We start from the raw sequence: 19,276 nt of genomic DNA, 5'->3' as shown, positions 1-19,276 counted from the left end.
TTAACTGAAGAAATCGAAAGTGGGGTATTCAGAATTTATGAAAACAGAAATCAAAATTGAAAATATCAGCAAATCTTTCGATACTCAGCAAGTACTAGATCATATAACTATGGATTTCCAACGTGGATATATTCACTTATTGAACGGTAATAATGGCTGTGGAAAAAGTACTTTATTGAAAATTATGTATGGTTTGATGATTCCAGATGAAGGAACAGTTTACTGGAATGCAAAAGATATCGAAAAAAGTAGAAATGAATACTTAAATCATATTGGTATCGTTACAGCGGATGATCGTTCTTTATATCATAAATTATCTGCATATGAGAATCTGTATTACATTGGCAGAATCCAAAACATTCCAAAGAAAGAACTCGACAAGCGCATTGTTTCTTTACTAGATCGATTACATCTAAAAAATGATAAAACGCTGGTAGAAAACTTTTCTACAGGAATGAAAAAGAAAGTCATGGTAGCACGTGCATTCTTAAATAATCCAGATATTATATTTGCTGATGAAGTTATGAATGGTCTAGATAAAGATACATGCATGATTGTTGAAGATATGCTGCAAGAACATGTTCAAAATGGGAATACTGTATTTCTTGTTTCCCATACAGGTATCCACAATACCAATCACGTCAAAAACTATTTGATAGAGAAAGGAAAGATCAAAAATGTTGAATCATTTGAAGAAATTTCTGAAGATTGATCTTCGCTACAAATGGTTATTGATCAATCTTGTTTTTGGCACCTTTTTTATGATTGCACCTTATATTTATATGGTTTGCCCCGATCAGCAGGTACTCACATTAAAAGGTATGTTATGCTGGTTTGGACTAAATCAAGCTTTTTTTGGTATTGGTGGATTCATGGAAGAAGAAAGAATGGATGGCACTTTTACAAACCTGTTTCTATACCCCGTGCAATTCAGACAATATTTCATTGCCAAAGCATTACAGATCGGCATTGAAAGTTATCTTATTTCATTACTACAGATCTTTTTCTTTTCTCTCTGTAATGTTCATATTCCTGATCTTCTACATTTTATTGTTATTTTATTGATCAATGACATTATCACAGCGAATATGGGAATTCTATTCCTTGGTTTCACTCTGAAATTCAGAAAGCTTGGATCAGTCAATGCACTGGTTCAACAAATCATTGGTTTTTTCAGTGGATATTCCACAGACATCAAAAGATATCCACAAATCATTCAGTTTGTATCATATGTCATTCCATTAACATATACAATTTCTCTAGCAAGAAACAATACATTTACTATTCACCCATTGTGGTTACTCATTCCTGTCATTCTTTCTTTTGCATTTGCACTGTTTGGCTATGCAATCATTCAAAATGATATTTCAACATTAAGAAAAAAGGAGATACAGAACAATGGTAAAAGCATTCACTCTTCTACAGATGGAACTGAAGGAAAAGTTTCGATATAAAATTGAAATTTTCTCTGCCAGTACTGATGCTATATTGCTGATATTTCCTTCGATTGCCATTCTTTTATTCGGAAATCTAGAAATATCTGGCATTCAAAGCAAAACAGAATATATACAATACATGTTATTTTCATTAATTCTTTGGCAATTTGTGGAAAACATGTGGTCTGCAGTATTTGAAATCCGCCGAAAGCTAAAAGAAGAAAACTTTGAATATATGATGAATATGCCTTTGAAAGGTATCCATTATGTATTTGGATGGGCTGTGAGCGGTGTTGTTTCCATTGTATTTGAAATGATTCCATTGATTGTTATTTTCGTGCTTACTTCATTTCATTTACTCACAGTAAAAAGTATTCTTTCTTTTTTAGGGATTGCATTGATAATGGCTTTTGGAACATATGGATTTGCGGAAATATTAATGGGATTTGCGATTTACTTCAAAGAAGCAGATCAATTCATTTCTTTAATCGCAAATATTGCACCTTTTTTGGGAGGACTCTATTTCCCAGTCATTCAGTTACCTGCTCCATTTCTTGCCATTTCTCTTCTCTTTCCATTTACCTGGGGTCTAGATCTTGTAAGAAACCTCTTATTTGGAAGTTCTCTCATTCTTCCATTGCATTATGAAATCATTGCATTTGTAATTGTAAATATACTTTATACATTCGCTGGAACAAAGATATATGATGCAATGATGAAAAAAGCAAGAAAGAATGGATTATCTAAATTCTAACTACAAAAATATCTTTTTGAAAGAAGGTTGTAACACCTTTGAACTTTTCTTTGTTCAATCGTTACAACCTCTTTTACTTATACACTTTTATCTTCTTTTTTAGATGGTTGATTCATTGGTGCTCCACCACCCATACCACTAGCTATCCTTTTATTTTTCATCTGGTTTGGTGCAATGCTTCTTTTCCTTTTTATCAGTATTCAGCTATCACATATTGCTTCAAAACCATCAGAAGAAGCAATGGAAAGAGAAAAACAATTCGTTGCAGATATCTCTCATGATTTAAAAACTCCTCTCTGTAATATTAGCAAACAATTCTATTTTGATAGAAAATCAAGATGCAACGGTAGGAAGTGTACATCGCTGGATCGACAGTCCTCAAATAGCTGCAAAAAGAATGCAGCAGTTGATTACACAGATGTTAAAACTCGCAGATGTTGAACGAAAAAACATTACAGTTCCATTAGAAGAAGTTGATGTTAGTAACATAGCGATGAAAGCAAGTCTGCAATTAGAATCTCTTGCTTATGAAAAAAGTGTCACTTTGGACACTGAACTTATTGAATCATGTGTAATACAGACAAATGAAGATTATCTAATGCAAATCATTAGCAGTTTATTAGAAAATGCTTTAAAATATGAACCAAAAAATGGAAAAGTCTTGTTGAAATTAGCACAGGATAAACATAAAACATGTATTTGTGTTCAAAACTTTGGAACAACGATTGCTCAAGAAAATCTTCCACACGTATTTGATCGCTTTTATCGCAGTGATAAAAGCCGTACAAATGAAACGGAGAGCTTTGGTTTAGGACTCGCCATCACAAGAGAAATGGTCAAGAAAATACATGGTGAAATTTCTGTTACGAGTAATCCACAAGAAGGTACAATATTTACAGTCACATTCCAAAGATAAAAAAAGGCTTGCCACATTGTGAACAAGTCTTTTTCAAGGAATTATAGAATTTCAATGAACTTCTTTGTTTCTTCTTCCTTCTTTGCTTCTGTTGGTAATTCAATCTTCAAAATACCATTTTCGAAGGAAGCATGAATGTCTGAATCCTTGATAGCATCAGATACATAGAATGTTCTACTGCAAGAGCCATTGTATCTTTCCTGACGAATAACTCTACCCTTAGCATCCTTTTCTTCATTGGATTCATTGTGTTCAACAGCAACTGTCAAGTTACCATTGTAAAGAGAAATCTTAACATCTTCTTTCTTTACACCAGGTACTTCAATATCAAGAATATATTTTCCATCTTTCTCATGAATATCTGTCTTCATTAAAGTATTGTTGTTCATTACTGGAGCTCTGAACATGTCATCAAACATATCATCAAATAAATTTGCATTTCTACGGTCTAAATATCTCATATTTTTTCCTCTTTTCTAAGACCCTTTCGTCTTACAAGTATTAATATACTCTTCGTTTTAGCAGAGTCAATAGTAGAGTGCTAAATAATTCAAGTTTTTTAATAATATTTTTTATTTTTGCTTGAATTATATGCATAAATAAGAACTTATTTGATTTAGCACATTTTTGTATTAAGTGATAATAAAGCACTATTCATTTCCTGTATACAATATATGAATCATTGCTATTGTACTTCTTTCTTTTTTCAACATATACTCAAATCGACAAAGGAGAATAAAATGAAAACAAGAAAACCAGGTAACATTGAAGTATCAGAAATCGGAATGGGATGCATGGCTTTCTCTCTTGGATATGGCGCAATTCCTTCTAGAGAATATGCAATGGAAGCAAGCAACGTAACATTAACAGATGAAGAATTCCACTCTTTAGAACAAGCTTTAAATTCCATCAAAGTATATGGTCATCGTGGAAACGTTCAATTCCAGGGACAATCCATGAAAGACTGGGGAAAGAAATAATTCACACGTGATCAAGAAGAAGAGACAATCTTCTTCTTTTTAACTATTATAAAGATAGCAGAGTAGCGTCTAATTTAAAATTGAATTTTATATTAGACGTAATTTTCTGTTGAATTGTACATTCTCAGCGCCTATAATAAATTTGGATTTTAGATTAGACGGAGAAATCATATGAAATATATTCCAAGAGCAATTACTCCAATTCTAGAAAAACGAGTTGAAACAAGCAAATGCACTTTGCTTACCGGCGCAAGACAAGTTGGAAAATCCACTGTCATAAAAGAAACATTTCCTGCATATACAATTGCCAGTTTTGACGATGTTTTAACACGCCTACAGGCACACGAAGAACCAAAATTATTCTTTTTAAACAATCCATGTCCTCTTTTTATTGATGAAGTGCAAAAAGAGCCCGGCATATTAGAAAACATCAAATTAATTGTGGATAATTCAGATGAAAGAGGACAGTTTATTTTATCTGGATCTTCCAAACTTCAGCTGATGAAAGGTGTGAGTGAATCTCTTGCTGGAAGAGTATCCATTTCTGAATTATCTGGATTATCTTTAAGAGAAATATATGAAGTACCTTTTAACAGACACTTTATTCCTACAGAAGAATACATTCAAGAAAGAGAAAAACAGCTTAAATCTTATTCCAATATATGGGAAATTATTCATAAAGGATCTTATCCAGAACTATATGTCATTGATAGAGACTGGCAAGAGTTTTATTCTTCTTATGTTTCAACATATATCGAAAGAGACATTCATGATTTGATTTCTGCAGATAGTATTACTTTCTCTAAATTCCTTACAAGCATTGCTGCTAGAACAGGTGAAATTCTTAGTTACACAAACATTGCCAACGAAGTTGGTGTCAGTGAACCAACTATTAAAAACTGGATATCTGTATTAGAAAGAACAGGAATTATCTATTTATTACAGCCATACAGTTCTTCCAGTCTTTCACGTGCTATCAAATCGCCTAAAATCTATTTTAGAGACACAGGATTAGTATGTTACCTTACAAAATGGCTCACTGCTGATGCCTTAAAAAATTCTGCAGTAGCTGGCAATCTATTTGAAACTTTTATTGTATCTGAAATATTAAAATCTTATTCTAATGAAGGAAAAGATTATTCCTTTAGTATCTTTTACTACAGAGGAAAAGATAAAACTTCCAGTAAAGAAAATGAAATTGATCTAGTCATTGAGGAAAATGGTGTTGTATATCCAATAGAAATAAAAATGAGTGGAAACCCAAAAGCATCTATGGCATCAGCCAATACTGTACTAGACAAAATTCCAGACAAAAAAAGAGGTACAGGCATCATATTATGTCTCATTGATAAAAAGACATATTTACGAGAAAATCTGATTGCTCTTCCAATAGAATATTTATGAAAAATGAACAAGTGAAGAATTTGCCATATGCTTCACTTGTTTTTATATTGTGCTCTATAATATAAATGAGAAAACGAATAGGAGCTATTATCATGGGACTCTTTGATAAATTCAAAAAGTTTGTTGTTGATGGAAAAAATGGTTCTTTATTGATCAAATTTATGTCTTTAGATGATTTAAAAAGTATCTTATAATCACTATTTCAAAGGAGATTCATATGGGTGGATTTGGTATCGCAATTCTTTTCAGCTTATTTTCATTTGTCTATTTATTTTTCGTTGCGATAGCTATTAGTGTCATATTGTATTTGCTATACAGTTATATATTTCAAAGCATTGCATCCATGTGTATGTTAAAAAATATTGGATATGCATATCCATTCACTGCCTGGATTCCCTTTTACCACAAATATTTATTAGGAAAAATTGCAAACAAACAAATCTTAGGTGCCATCTCAGGTGTTCTATCATTCATTTCCATTTGTTTATGTGTTCATTTTTATATACATCTAGATTTTGATAGTGTTCTATTTTCTATCTTAACAATCAGCTTCATGACTACTTTAATAATTGAAACTATCATTGCACACCAAATATACAAAACACATACAAAATACGCAGATATATTTACTATATTTACAATTCTATCTTTCGGTATATTAAAACCCATATTCTTATTTATCATTAGAAATATGGGCATATAACAATCAACTGAATCTTTCTATTTTATCCTGAATCTTTTCAAGCTTTTTTGCTGCACGCAAAGCAATTGCACGTGGTGTCTGCATAGAATCAAACAAGATAAAGATTGCTTCTTCATCATAGTCTATTTTCTCTACTGTTCCATCTTTAAACACTGGATGTCTAACACGATCCCCTTCTTTAAATTCCAGAGAAGATGCACTTGGAATAAATCTTCGATTGACTTTGTCAATGTTATCCAATGCTTTTTGAATATATGCATCACTTGGTTTTTCTGTATATTCCAGTAATACTGGATCAATATCAAAGAGAAATCTGGAAGGAAATCTAGATGTATCTCCAATATTTCTCCCACCGGAATCTGATAAGAATAATCCCTTCTCACTTCTTGTCACCGCAACAAAAGCAAGTCTTCTTTCTTCTTCCATGCCTTCAATTGTTCGTATCTTTCGAGATGGGAAAATACCTTCAACAAGCTGCATGATAAATACATACGGAAACTCTAGTCCCTTTGCCGCATGGATTGTCATCAATCTCACCTTTCCTTTTTCAATTGCCATATCTGCATTTGTAAACAATGAAATATGTCTTAGATACGACACAAGATCTGTTTCTTCTCCAACGGTTGTTTCCCATTCATAAATGGATTGTTTTAATTCCGCAAGATCATCTAAACGATCCTGTGCACCCTCTGTACGCATCATTTCTTCATATCCAGATAGATCCAATATCTCACTGAGTAATTCAGATACTGGTTTTTCATTCATATGATCTGTATATGAATCTATCAGTTGAATAAATGCCTTTGCTTTTGTATTAGAAAACAAAGCTTCATCTATATTTTCTTTCAAAGCATCATATAAAGAAATATGTTTTTCATCTGCATATTCTCTCAAGAATTTCATTCGTTTCTGTCCCAGATTTCTTTTTGGGACATTCGCAATACGCATAAAGGATAAGTCATCTTTAAATGCAATCAATCGCAAATATGATAATGCATCTTTAATTTCCATTCTCTCAAAGAATTGTACGCCTGAATAAATCATATACGGCATCTTTTCTTTGATCATTTCTTCTTCTATGACACGCGTTACGTAATGTGCACGATACAATATCGTTATATCTCCAGGATTCACACCATTCTCATTCAAATGACGTATTTGAGAAATGATCCACTGTGCTTCTTTTCTAGGATTTTCTGCATGATGTACGACAACCTTATTTCGATGTGGAAGCATGGGAATCAGATCTTTTTTCATACGGTTCACATTTTTAGAAACCAGAGAATTCGCAACATCTAAAATTTCAGGCGATGAACGGTAATTCTTCATCATCATGATTGTCTGCACACCAGGAAAGTTTTTGTCAAAATCAGGCAATGAATTTACACTTGCGCCTCTCCATGTATAGATTGTCTGATCAGGATCACCTACCACAAACAAATTATTATGATATCCACAAAGATTTTTCATCAGTTCATATTGTGGAGGGTCAATGTCCTGAAATTCATCGACCATGATATATTCCAGTCTCTTCTGCCACTTCAGTTTAATTTCTGGAAACTCTCTAAAAATATACAATGACAAGAAAATCAAATCATTGTAATCTACCGCAAAACATTTCTTCTGCTGGTAAAGATAACCATAGAAAAGAATATCATCTGTTTCTGTAGCTTCCATGTATTTCTGATGTAATTGATCAATTGACATTTGAATGAGATATTCATAGTACATTGGTTCTTTGATACATTTACGCATTTCAAACATATCTCTTGCATTCTTGAATGTCATATCACGCAATGTGAGATTTCTTTCTTCATAGATCATTTTTAACATTGCATCAATATCACTGTTATCTAAAACAAGGAAAGATTTTGGATATTGAATGGCGTAAGAATCTTCCTGTAAGATTGACACACAAAAAGAATGAAACGTACATACAAAGCCAGTATCATTATCATCTGTCAGCTGATGAATTCTTTCTTTCATTTCTGCAGCTGCTTTATTTGTAAACGTAACACAAAGAATATTGCCTGCACGAATGCCTAGATCATTGACAAGATATGCAAAACGATGTGTTAACGCACGTGTTTTACCACTGCCCGCTCCCGCAATCACACGAATATAACCTTCTGTTGTCGTAACTGCTTTGATTTGTTCTTCATTTAATCCTTCCAATACATCGTCTACCATAATCATTCCTCAATCTTTACTGTCTGCTAACAAAATTGTATCACATACAGACTGTCGAAAATGCTTCATTGCTTTCCAATAAAAAAATGTTGTATTCAGCATTTACATACCAAATACAACACTTGTTTTACTCAATTGCAATGTACTTTTCGACTGGTTTTGTTTCTTCCTTCTTTGGAACTTCAATTGTTAATACACCATTTTCGAATTTTGCATGAATATCATTTTCTGTGATATCTTCACCTACATAATAGCTTCTTGACAAACTTCCAGCATATCTTTCCTGTCTAATCAATGAACCATTCTTATCAGTTTCATCTTTATCAAGGCCTTTTTCTGCAGAAATTGTTAGATAGCCATCATTCAGTTCAATCTTCATTTCATCTTTCTTGAATCCTGGAAGATCAATCAGCATTTCATAATGATCTTTCATATCACGGATATCTGTCTTCATTAAATTCTTTTCATGATGTCCAAATAATGGATTGCTTCTTGTAAATAAGTCTGGGAATACATCAAAATCATCATCGAATAAATCTGGTAAATACTTTTTCATAAACAACGCCTCCAATTTTACTAAGCGGTGCTTTTTCAAAGCATCTCTTGTGAGATCTTATTTGATCTTACACTGTTATATATAGTCTTCTTTTTAGCAGAGTCAAGAGGAGAGTGCTAATTTTTTTAAAAATTTGTATACTATTTCTAATAATTCAGAGTCAAAAAATCTTCCAACTGAAAAACCAGGCTTTCACCAGGTTCATTTCATTCACAATATTTTTTCTACACAATACAAATCTAAACGTCTACTCTTCAATAAAGGTAATTCTTCTCTTACCTGTGTTTCATAATCAAGATCAATTTCTTTCAAAAGAATACCTTCTTTTTCATCCAGCATACCTTCAACAGCTCCCCAAGGATTTGTCACAATCGAATGTCCCCATGAAGTATAACCTGTTGATGCATCACGCATTGGTGCACATCCAACCATATACACTTGATTATCTAACGCACGTGTTCGAAAAGAAATCTCCCAATGGGCAGGTCCTGTTGTCATATTAAATGCTGCAGGCACAAAGATTACTTTTGCACCATCATTCGCCATCAAACGAGACATTTCCAGAAAACGAATATCAAAGCAGACCATGACACCCATTGTTCCAAATTCAGTTTTAAATACAGTATCACTGTTTCCTGCCGTTAACGTATCTGATTCTCTAAAACTCTGCCCGTCTTTGACATCAATATCAAACAAATGTGGTTTCCGATGTTTTCCAATTTGTCTTCCCTGACGATCAAATACATAAGATGTGTTATAGATTTTTCCCTGTTGATTTCTTTCCGGCATAGATCCGCCAATCAGGTAAATGCCATATTTCTTTGCATATGAAGAAAGCTGCTTCCATACAGGTCCACCTTCTTCTTCCGCATATAATGGAAAATTAGCTGTCTGATATGGACAACAAAACATCTCGGGCAAAACTACAAAATCCAGATTTTCATCTTTTAATTGTTCAAGATAAGAGCCAACTGCCTTCACATTCTCCATCTTATCGTGTACTGTTGGCATCTGTAATGCTGCTACTTTGATTTTTGTCATTTTATTGCAGTTTTCCACGGCAGGCAATTGTGAGTTCTTTTTCCACGTCGCCCTTTTCATCAATGAGATACATTCTGTCATAGAGATTCACAACTGGACAAATATGTACTGGAACAATACGTACCTTATCACCAACTTTTACAGAATCATGGAATTTCTTGTTGTAGATAATTGCGTGTTCATCATACATGAGATCAATATGTGTATCAGGATAATCAATTAAATTTCCAAGACCTTCTACAGCACAAATACCTTCACTTCTACTCTGCATTGTTAAACCTTTTGCTCCAACATCAAGAATGACACGTTCCTCTGTTGGTTTACTCATGACCGTTGCCAAAACAAATGCATTACAATTCCAAGTATGATTCATTGCATTATCCTGAGATGCATCCATAAATGGATATGTACCAGGACGGATTTCTGTAATACCTTCTAGAATATCAGAATCATTTGCTAAAGAAGGCGTAGATCCAACCCCAACAATAGAAATATCAAATCCTTTCTCTCTACACATCTTTGCAAATTTCAATGTACGTTCTTGTGCAATAACAGATTTCCTACGTGCTGTTTCAATATCTTTTGCACTATAGCTATCGCCATCATGAGAGAAGACACCTCTTAAATGAATATGTGGGCAACTCTTCAAATAGTCTAATAATTTCTGACATTCTTCCTCTTCCACAATACCAGAACGACGCTCACCTACTTCAATTTCAATTACGCATTGCGCAGGCTTTGATGCCTTTTCAAATGATTTTTCTATAAGTTCTGCCTGTGCGATAGAATCCAAACCAAACTTGATATCAATTCCCTTTTCAGCAAGCTTCTGAATTCTCTGATACTTCTTTTCACCAACAATTTCATTGGCAATCAAAATATCTTTTAACCCAGCTTCTGCCATCACTTCTGCTTCGCCAACTTTTGCAACCGCAATTCCTTTACATCCAAATTCCTGCTGCTTAAGCGCCAATTCTGGTGTCTTATATGTTTTTGTATGTGGTCGAAGGTTCACATGATGACGATCTGCGTAGTCTTGCATCCGACGCATATTTTCTTCCATACCCTTACGATCAACTACCAATGCAGGTGTATCTAATTCCATATAATTATTCATAAACAATTCTCCTTTTAGTCCATCGCTACAACAGCTTCAATTTCACAAAGACATCCATTGTAAAGATTGTTTGTGGGAACAACAATACGAGATGGCTTGTGCTCACCAAAATACGATGCGTATTCTTCATTTAGATCGCCCCAATATTTTACATCAGGTAAATAGACGCGACATTGAATCGCTCTATCTTTGGAAGCGCCCGCAGCCTGAATCACATAATCAAGATTCTTTAAAGCCTGTCTTGCTTCTTGTTTAATACCACCTTCTGGTACTTTTCCAGTTTCAGGGTCAATGGATAACTGTCCAGAAATATAAAGGACGCCATTATAAATCATTCCTGGTGTGTAATGTCCTCCATCTCTTACAGAATATTTTGTTTCTACTTTTTTGATTTCATTCATTTTGTTGTTCTCCATATACTTTTTTCTATAGCTAATATAGAACTTTTTCTATGTGTTTTCAATATGAACATGATAGATTCATTATTTTTTAACTGTATTTGTAATATAATGAATTATAGAATTATTTATATATTTTTATACAAAATATACAACGGAGGAATTTCTATCATGATTAGACAAACATTACAGCCATACGTACCTTTAGCAGATATGCTTGTACGCACCTTTGGAAAAGGATGCGAAGTCGTATTGCATGATTTAACAGACCCACAGCACTCTGTTGTGTATGTAGCGAACAATGCCGTTACAGGCCGACAAATTGGAGAAAGCTTCAGTTCCCTTGTTGATCAGGTATTACTCTCTCCAGATTTAAAGCAAAACTCTGTATCAAATTATTATTTCCACACAAAAGATATCAACGGTGGAAAACTTGTTCGCTCCTCTACCCTTCTAATACGCAAAGAAGATGGAACTTTAGATGGTGCACTTTGTATCAATCTTGATACAGAACCATTCACAGAAATGATTTCATTTCTACAAAGCTTTCTTCCAGAGCATTCTGCTTCTCTAAATTCTTCAAAAGAAGCTGAAATCCCACAGCTTAATGAAGAAGAAAATGTTTCTGTCATGGTTTCTTCTCTGATTGATCATATCTTAAAAGATATTTCTTTAGATTCCACAAGAGAAGAACGTGTAGAAAAGATTCGTTTCATGGAAAATAAAGGTATTTTCTTAATGAAGGGAAGTGTTGAACAAGTTGCAGAGAAGATGGGCGTTAATAAAGTAACAATCTACAGCTACTTAGATGAAGTACACGGAAAGAGAAGATAAAAACAGGCATGAGTTTCATGCCTGTTATTTTGGTTAGTCTAAATCTTCTCCGTTTGTTTCAATGACTTTCTTATACCAATAGAAAGAATCTTTTCTTTCTCTATGGAAGTCACCATTGCCATCATTGTCTCGATCAACATAGACAAAACCATAACGCTTTTTCATTTCACCAGTAGAAGCAGAAACAAGGTCAGTGCATCCCCACATCGTATAACCCATGAGGTCAACACCATCTTCAATTGCTTCTTCCATTGCCTTAATATGATCTCTTAGATAGTTAATACGGTAGTCATCATGGAACTTGCCATCTTCACTTCTAACGTCATTTGCACCCAATCCATTTTCAACGATCATTAACGGAATTTCATATCTGCCATAGACTTCATTCAAATAGATTCTTAAGCCTTCAGGATCAATCTGCCAACCCCATTCAGAACTCTTCAAGTATGGGTTTCCAACACCAGAGAACATATTTCCATTTGTCTTTAATACATCTGGATCAACAGTTGCTGTAGCAGACATGTAATAAGAGAAGCTATAGAAATCTACAGTACCTTCTTTTAAGATTTCAAAATCTTCTGGTTCTGTTCTAACTCTAATGTTGTTGTCTTTGAAATATCTCTTTGCATAGTGTGGATAATGTCCACGAACCTGCACATCCCCACAGAACCAGTTAGCCATCTGCATAGCACTCTGTGCAGCTCTTACATCCTTTGGATTACATGTATATGGATATGTCATGTTACCAGCAATCATTAAACCAATCATAAAGTCAGGATTGATTTCATGACCAATCTTTACTGCCTTTGCGGAAGCAACAAACTGATTATGAAGTGCTGTGAAACGATCACTTCTTTCTTCTTCTGTTTCATTTGGATTAAACATTGGTTCATGATCTTTGCCCAGCATGCCTAAAGACATAACACGTCCAAAGAAGTTACAGCCACAGTTGATTTCATTAAATGTCAGCCAGTACTTAACTTCATCTTTGTATTCTGTAAATAATGTTGTTGCATACTTTACAAATGCATCAATGCATTCTCTGCCAGTCCATCCATTATATTTTTCACTGAGTCCCCATGGTAATTCATAATGAGAAATTGTAACCAATGGTTCAATGCCATACTTATGACATTCAGCAAATATATTGTGATAGAACTGAAGGCCAGCCTGATTTGGTTCAGCTTCTTCACCTGTTGGGTAGATTCTAGCCCAGTTAATACTTAAACGGTAGCACTTGAATCCCATTTCTCCATATAAAGCAATATCTTCTTTGTAATGATGATAGTGATCTACTGCATCATGAGAAGGATAATATACAGATGGATCAATTTCCTTATCCCACAAACGTGGTGTAGAAACTGTTCCGCCTCTTACATGATCTGGTACAGATGGACCTTTGCCATCTTCTTGCCATCCACCTTCAAACTGGTTAGCAGCTGTAGCGCCACCCCATAAAAAACCTTTTGGAAATGCCATATTATTCTCCTTTATTTAACGTATAAAAAAGACATTTACATGCCTTTTTTACATTTTACCGCCTGTAAATGCCTGACCTTCGATAAGAACTCTGAGCATTAATACTGAGCCCCAAGGCTGCTTCTTAACTAAGCTCTTTGTATAGCTTGCTAAATCGCCATGTGATCCATCATCTTCAACTTCAAACTGCATTTCGATTGGAGTCTTCATTTTTACAAATGTGTATTTTGGTGATTCCTGAGCAAGTAATAATTCTTTGATTTCATCTTTCTTCAATGCTGAAGAAACGTTAACTAATGCCATATATGTTTTCTCTCCTTTAATTAGTATGTAATTATTATATCATGTAAGCGTTTTATGTCATGTAAAAATGTATTTACACAACTTCTCACAATCCAATTTCTTTTCTAGAATTTGATAATATTTTCATAACTTCCAAAGAATTTTCCAGCCACAAAACCATTGTAGAAGTATCTTTTTCTTCAATGACAGAAGCAATCTGTTCAAATTCATTTTGCATTGGAGATTGCATTTCTTCCACATCAATATTGATCACTTCATCTTTGAGATGCAGAGTTAAATTCTGAATGATTCCAGGTCTAGAATCCATACTAATATATCCTTTTGTTCCTTGAATCATAATTCCATTGTGAGATGCGCTGTCTTTTGCACCTGTACATACCGCAATATATCCCGGATATTTCATGATCAATGTACCACTTGTATCTACACCATTAAAACCAATATTTGCTTCATAATGTGTAAATACAGGTTTTCCAAATACACCTTGTATAAAATGAACATTATAAACATTGATATCATACAAAGCACCACCATACTGTTCAGGATCAAACGCAGGTAATACTTCTTGTCTTAAATATGCATCATATCTACTAGAATATTGTGAATAGTTACACTGAATCAATTTAATCTCACCAATACGTGAAAGAACAGATTGAATATTCTGATAGTTTTTACTATATCTAGACATGATAGCTTCAAATACAAACACATTGTTTTTTCTTGTTAGTTCATAGAGTTCCTGTGCTTGTTCATACGTAGAAGTAAATGGTTTTTCAACAATCACATGCTTATGTGCCAATATTGCTTTCTTTGCATATTCATAATGCAAGGAATTAATTAATCCAATATATACCGTATCAAAAGAATCATCTTTTAAAAATGCATCATAGTCTGTATACAAAGAAGGAATGTCATATTCTTCAACAAGCGGTTTTCCTTTTTCTGCATTTCTACACCATAAGCTGGATACGATAATATCTGTATCCTTTAATACATTTAATGCCGTTTTAACAATACCACCATTACCAACAATTCCAAGTTTCATACATTTATCCTTCAATCAATCCATAATACACAAATGCATTCCAGATACCATCTTCAAGAATATCTGTTGTTACATAATCTGCATGCGTTTTTGCTTCCTCAGCAGCATTTCCCATCGCAACGCTTGTTCCACAAACCTGAAACATTGGAATATCATTTGCACTGTCACCAATACCGATGGCATTAAAGGATTCTTCATTGTAATGATCCAATACTTTTAAAATTGCGGTACCTTTTGTTACATTTCCATTTGTCACTTCACCAATACACAAGTTTTCTTCTGGATGTTCTACTGATTTTGTTAATACGAATGGTTTTTCTAAAAGTTCTGCGAGTTTTGGATATAAAGGCAGCCAGCTAGGTCCATACGCACAAATCTTATAAATACTATCATTTTCTTCAGATCCGAAACTTTCTGGATATGTTCCATTTTCCATACACAACGCAACCTGTTTATCATAATCCGTTTCGCCGCCAGAAAAATATCTCAAAAGATATTCATAGCCAACTTTTGAGCAGTAAGCACCTGCAGCACCTTCTAAGCAATATCCTAAGCCTGCTTTCAAAATCTGTTTTTTAATACGTGATACATCTCTTTGCGCAATTGGATGATCATAGATTCGTTTCCCATCCGCATAAACCATGCCGCCCGCACCTAAAATAAATCCATCAACATCATAATTTAAATACTTTTGAATTTCAGAAAGAGATCTGCCTGTACATAAAAAAATCTTGTGTCCATTTTTTCTCGCAAGTTGAATTGCCTTTTCAGCACTATCTGGAATTCTACCAATCTTTGTGGAATACAATGTTCCATCAATATCTAAAAATATAATCTTTTTCATAATAAAATAAGTATAAATGAAAAAAACAGAAATCACAGAATGATTTCTGTTAAATATAGAAATTCGTTAAGCCAATCTTTAATTGACCTGTTGTTGGATACATTCTGATATGTGAACCACGCATGATTTTCATGGAATCGTCTGGCTTTAGGATTTGCTTCTTGCCATCAACTTCAACAATTCCTTCTCCTTCATAGCCAAAAATCATAATATTTCTTGTTAATTCTCTTTCAAAAACACAATCATTCTGATCAAAGCACACAATCGTCACATCAACAAATCCACTAGAAATAACATTTACTGTAGATCTATTGCCATGTTTATATTCGCCTAATGCCGCTGTAGAAAAAACTTCACCAATTTCTTTGATTGTATGATTTACAGTCTGACCAAGCATAACTTCTAAATACACTGCATTTTCTAAAGCTTCTAAAACAATGACACGTCCTGTTGGCGTCACAATGCCATCATATTTATTTAATTCCTGCATATGTGGAATGCCACGTTCGTCTTTGATCGTTATACGCATTTTTCCCTGTTTTACAAATAACATTTTATAAAAACCAAATGCTTCTGGAGACATACTTGTACCTTTTCCCAAAGAATAAATATGTACCCCTTCCATGATCTGTTCTTGAATAATTGTTGAAGGAAGTGGCTGATTTAGCTGTGCCAGATTAAATACTTCACCGATTGGATATCTCATAGTTTCTGCCCCAGTATATAGCCGTATTCAGCTTCTACCAAGATTTCAAATCCCATTTTCTGATAGAAATTGAATGCACGCTGATTATTTTTTGCGACACCAACCATGATTCCTGGAACATGTTCTTTCTTCAATGCATCTAATAATGTATGCATCAATAACGTTCCACTGCCTTTTCCACAACAATCTTCTAAGATATCGACATGCAAATGTGCTGGATATTCTTTTTGATATGCTTCATATTCTGAAATATCACAACGGAGCACAAAGGAAGGTGCAACCTTCTTGATCTCTTCAAAATATTCTTGAATATATTCTTTAAAAGATGCATAGCTTTCTGCACATAAGATATATCCCTGAATTTCTCCTTGATCATCTTGTAAAAGGAAACATTTCCCATGATCCAGATATGGATCACAATACATCAACAAAGAGAACTTTCTATGTTCTTCATTCACTAAGTTATCAGGACTGCCTGTATGAATACAGATCTCATGACACTTATCTCTATATTTTTCTTCAAATGGTATTACTCTCATAACAAAGACATTTTAACACAAAATCATACCTTATGAAAAAACAGCCTCACTTATTGAGACTGTTTCATCAAATTACTTTTCAAATGAATCTGTCAGATCATCACCATTGCTAGCGATAACCTTCTTATACCAGTAGAAAGAATCCTTACGAGAACGATTCATTGTTCCCTTGCCTTCATCGTCCATATCAACATAGATGAATCCATATCTCTTTCTCATTTCTCCTGTACCTGCAGAAACGACATCAATGCACCCCCATGTCGTATAACCAATAACATCAGCACCATTTGCAATTGCCTTATCCATTGCTTCAATATGCTTTCTGTAGTATTCAATTCTAAATGGATCATGAATGGAACCATCTGCTTCCACTGTATCGAAAGCACCTAAACCATTTTCAACGACCATCATTGGCAGGTTATATCTTTGATAAATCATTTCTAGATAATACTGTAATCCATCAGGATCAACAGCCCATCCCCAGTCAGAATATTCAAGATATTCATTCTTCTGACCAGCAGAGAAGTTACCAGATACCTTATCTGTTACCTTATGGGTAGTTACTAAAGAAGACATGTAATAAGAGAATGTGTACATATCTACTGTACCTCTTGCTAAATCTGTCAAGTCTTCTTCTGTAATGTCTAAATGAACGTTATGTTCATTCCAAAGTCTAGTTACATATGAACCATATCCACCTAAGCATTGAACATCACCACAGTAGTAGATATTCTTTTCCCACTGGTGCTGACAAGCTAAGATATCCTTTGGATCACAAGTTGCTGGATAGTTTGTAATACCACAGATCATACATCCAATCATGTTAGATGGATCAATTGCATGACCAATCTGTACTGCCTTTGCAGAAGCTACAAATTGATAGTGCAAGTGCTGATAAGCTTCCTGATATTCTTCATCACTATGATTTCCACCAGCAAAATCTAAGAACATGATTGTATTGTTGATTTCATTAAATGTTAACCAGTTATGAACAAGTCCTTTATATTCTGTAAAACATGTAGTAGCGAATCTAACAAAATGTTCAATTGTTTCTCTGTTTGTCCATCCACCGCAATGTTCTTCAAGATACAATGGTGTATCAAAATGCCAGATCGTTACTAATGGTTCAATACCATACTTCTGCATTTCTTTGAACATATCACGATAGAATTCAACACCTTCTTTGTTTGGTTCTTTTTCTAATCCTGTTGGATAAAGTCTAGACCAGGAAATAGACATTCTAAACTGTTTGAATCCCATTTCCGCAAATAATGCGATGTCTTCCTTATAATGATGATAGCCATCAACTGCTTCATGGTTAGGATAATGATATTCATCCAATACTGCATACTTTGCACCTTCAGGAAGTTTTTCATTTCTTTCTAATGTGCCATGATTACCATCTTTATCAATATATGTAATCTTTCTATTTTCATTGACTGTACCACCTGTTGTAACGTCAGTCATTGCTGGACCTCTACCACCAAGGTTCCAACCACCTTCATACTGGTTTGCAGCAACTGCTCCGCCCCATAAAAATCCTTCTGGAAAATGTGCCATGTTTTTCTCTCCTTTTTTCTACATCTATTTTATCAAAGCGTTTTCAAAAAATGTGTAAATTTGCTCGAATAACATACAAAATACATCAATAAATTGAAAAAATACCAGATGCCCATCTGGTATTGATTCTTCTTTTCGCATGATTATGTGTTTGAGGAGGACACATCTATGCTATCTTATCCGGTTTATTATGCCATTTTTACGTTTGCCCTTAACGTAAATACCGGATGTTATCACCAACCATCGTAAAGAAGTGTTTTATTAGGAAAGAGTGATGGTTAGTTCCAACTAACTATTATGTTAGCAAAGACTAACTCATATGTCAATGCTTTATATAAAAAAAATCCATATTTCTTAAAATACATAACTGACCACCTGATTCAAAAAAGTTCAGAAATCTCTTTAGTGTCCGCTTTTTAGTACAATAAAATCATATTGCTGGATATACACTTTAACTGCGAGGTAAAAGTA

The 19,276-nt window shown here is 34.1% G+C and carries 20 protein-coding genes; 7 read left to right on the top strand and 13 right to left on the bottom strand.

The window, feature by feature from the left end:
- Window positions 1-37 precede the first annotated feature (37 nt).
- The 4 genes from ACTND6_RS04055 (at window position 38) to ACTND6_RS04040 (ending at window position 3,106) form a co-directional block, all read left to right on the top strand.
- Window positions 38-712, top strand: a complete 675-nt coding sequence (locus tag ACTND6_RS04055; protein WP_441022178.1) for an ABC transporter ATP-binding protein — start codon at window positions 38-40, stop codon at window positions 710-712.
- On the top strand, window positions 678-1,454 hold the full coding sequence (locus ACTND6_RS04050; RefSeq protein WP_441022180.1) for an ABC transporter permease: 777 nt from the start codon (window positions 678-680) through the stop codon (window positions 1,452-1,454). Before ACTND6_RS04055 ends, ACTND6_RS04050 begins: the two co-directional genes overlap by 35 nt.
- Window positions 1,399-2,190, top strand: coding sequence for an ABC transporter permease (locus ACTND6_RS04045; RefSeq protein WP_441022182.1), 792 nt, complete (start codon window positions 1,399-1,401; stop codon window positions 2,188-2,190). Before ACTND6_RS04050 ends, ACTND6_RS04045 begins: the two co-directional genes overlap by 56 nt.
- Before the next feature lie 322 nt (window positions 2,191-2,512).
- Window positions 2,513-3,106: a sensor histidine kinase gene (locus ACTND6_RS04040; RefSeq protein ID WP_441022183.1), complete on the top strand. Its 594-nt coding sequence runs from the start codon at window positions 2,513-2,515 to the stop codon at window positions 3,104-3,106.
- Between the two features lie 41 nt (window positions 3,107-3,147).
- On the opposite strand, the gene ACTND6_RS04035 is transcribed toward ACTND6_RS04040, so the two are convergent.
- Complete coding sequence (locus ACTND6_RS04035; protein ID WP_441022185.1) at window positions 3,148-3,567, bottom strand: Hsp20/alpha crystallin family protein; 420 nt, start codon at window positions 3,565-3,567, stop codon at window positions 3,148-3,150.
- A gap of 279 nt (window positions 3,568-3,846) precedes the next feature.
- Here ACTND6_RS04035 and ACTND6_RS04030 point away from each other — a divergent pair, with 279 nt between their 5' ends.
- Window positions 3,847-4,086 carry a hypothetical protein gene (locus ACTND6_RS04030; protein ID WP_441022187.1) on the top strand — a complete coding sequence of 80 codons (240 nt, stop codon included), beginning with the start codon at window positions 3,847-3,849 and terminating at the stop codon, window positions 4,084-4,086.
- Window positions 4,087-4,257: 171 nt separating this feature from the next.
- Complete coding sequence (locus ACTND6_RS04025) at window positions 4,258-5,490, top strand: ATP-binding protein (RefSeq protein ID WP_441022189.1); 1,233 nt, start codon at window positions 4,258-4,260, stop codon at window positions 5,488-5,490.
- 706 nt (window positions 5,491-6,196) lie between these two features.
- Here the strand turns inward: ACTND6_RS04025 and ACTND6_RS04020 are convergent.
- The 5 genes from ACTND6_RS04020 to ACTND6_RS04000 all read right to left on the bottom strand — a co-directional run bounded on the left by ACTND6_RS04020 (window position 6,197) and on the right by ACTND6_RS04000 (window position 11,498).
- Window positions 6,197-8,383, bottom strand: coding sequence for an ATP-dependent helicase (locus ACTND6_RS04020; RefSeq protein ID WP_441022191.1), 2,187 nt, complete (start codon window positions 8,381-8,383; stop codon window positions 6,197-6,199).
- Window positions 8,384-8,510: 127 nt separating this feature from the next.
- Window positions 8,511-8,939, bottom strand: coding sequence for an Hsp20 family protein (locus ACTND6_RS04015; protein ID WP_178175319.1), 429 nt, complete (start codon window positions 8,937-8,939; stop codon window positions 8,511-8,513).
- 210 nt (window positions 8,940-9,149) lie between these two features.
- Window positions 9,150-9,980, bottom strand: a complete 831-nt coding sequence (locus ACTND6_RS04010) for a carbon-nitrogen hydrolase family protein (protein ID WP_441022193.1) — start codon at window positions 9,978-9,980, stop codon at window positions 9,150-9,152.
- Window position 9,981: 1 nt separating this feature from the next.
- On the bottom strand, window positions 9,982-11,097 hold the full coding sequence (locus ACTND6_RS04005) for an alanine racemase (RefSeq protein WP_441022195.1): 1,116 nt from the start codon (window positions 11,095-11,097) through the stop codon (window positions 9,982-9,984).
- Window positions 11,098-11,111: 14 nt separating this feature from the next.
- The gene (locus tag ACTND6_RS04000) at window positions 11,112-11,498 is read right to left on the bottom strand and encodes a RidA family protein (protein WP_441022197.1); all 387 of its coding nucleotides are present in this window, start codon (window positions 11,496-11,498) and stop codon (window positions 11,112-11,114) included.
- Between the two features lie 168 nt (window positions 11,499-11,666).
- Here ACTND6_RS04000 and ACTND6_RS03995 point away from each other — a divergent pair, with 168 nt between their 5' ends.
- Window positions 11,667-12,329 (top strand): helix-turn-helix transcriptional regulator, encoded by a 663-nt coding sequence (locus tag ACTND6_RS03995; protein WP_441022198.1) that lies wholly within the window; start codon window positions 11,667-11,669, stop codon window positions 12,327-12,329.
- A gap of 33 nt (window positions 12,330-12,362) precedes the next feature.
- Here ACTND6_RS03995 and ACTND6_RS03990 read toward each other — a convergent pair whose 3' ends face one another.
- From ACTND6_RS03990 to ACTND6_RS03960, 7 genes are all read right to left on the bottom strand, one after another.
- Window positions 12,363-13,808 carry a glycoside hydrolase family 1 protein gene (locus ACTND6_RS03990; protein WP_441022200.1) on the bottom strand — a complete coding sequence of 482 codons (1,446 nt, stop codon included), beginning with the start codon at window positions 13,806-13,808 and terminating at the stop codon, window positions 12,363-12,365.
- Between the two features lie 48 nt (window positions 13,809-13,856).
- Entirely contained in the window at window positions 13,857-14,111 is a 255-nt protein-coding gene (locus ACTND6_RS03985; protein ID WP_441022202.1) for a hypothetical protein, read from the bottom strand.
- Between the two features lie 85 nt (window positions 14,112-14,196).
- A complete protein-coding gene (locus ACTND6_RS03980; protein WP_441022204.1) occupies window positions 14,197-15,156 on the bottom strand; it encodes a Gfo/Idh/MocA family protein in 960 nt (319 codons plus the stop codon).
- Window positions 15,157-15,160: 4 nt separating this feature from the next.
- The gene (locus ACTND6_RS03975) at window positions 15,161-16,000 is read right to left on the bottom strand and encodes a Cof-type HAD-IIB family hydrolase (protein WP_441022206.1); all 840 of its coding nucleotides are present in this window, start codon (window positions 15,998-16,000) and stop codon (window positions 15,161-15,163) included.
- Window positions 16,001-16,049: 49 nt separating this feature from the next.
- Window positions 16,050-16,706 (bottom strand): hypothetical protein, encoded by a 657-nt coding sequence (locus tag ACTND6_RS03970; protein ID WP_441022208.1) that lies wholly within the window; start codon window positions 16,704-16,706, stop codon window positions 16,050-16,052.
- Entirely contained in the window at window positions 16,703-17,245 is a 543-nt protein-coding gene (locus ACTND6_RS03965; protein ID WP_178175327.1) for a GNAT family N-acetyltransferase, read from the bottom strand. Before ACTND6_RS03965 ends, ACTND6_RS03970 begins: the two co-directional genes overlap by 4 nt.
- A gap of 72 nt (window positions 17,246-17,317) precedes the next feature.
- On the bottom strand, window positions 17,318-18,805 hold the full coding sequence (locus ACTND6_RS03960; protein ID WP_178175328.1) for a family 1 glycosylhydrolase: 1,488 nt from the start codon (window positions 18,803-18,805) through the stop codon (window positions 17,318-17,320).
- Window positions 18,806-19,276 lie beyond the last annotated feature (471 nt).

It is taken from the genome of Bulleidia sp. HCP3S3_C9, assembly GCF_052064035.1.
Taxonomy (GTDB): Bacteria; Bacillota_I; Bacilli_A; order Erysipelotrichales; family Erysipelotrichaceae; genus Bulleidia.
This window is presented reverse-complemented; position numbering and strand designations above follow the sequence as displayed.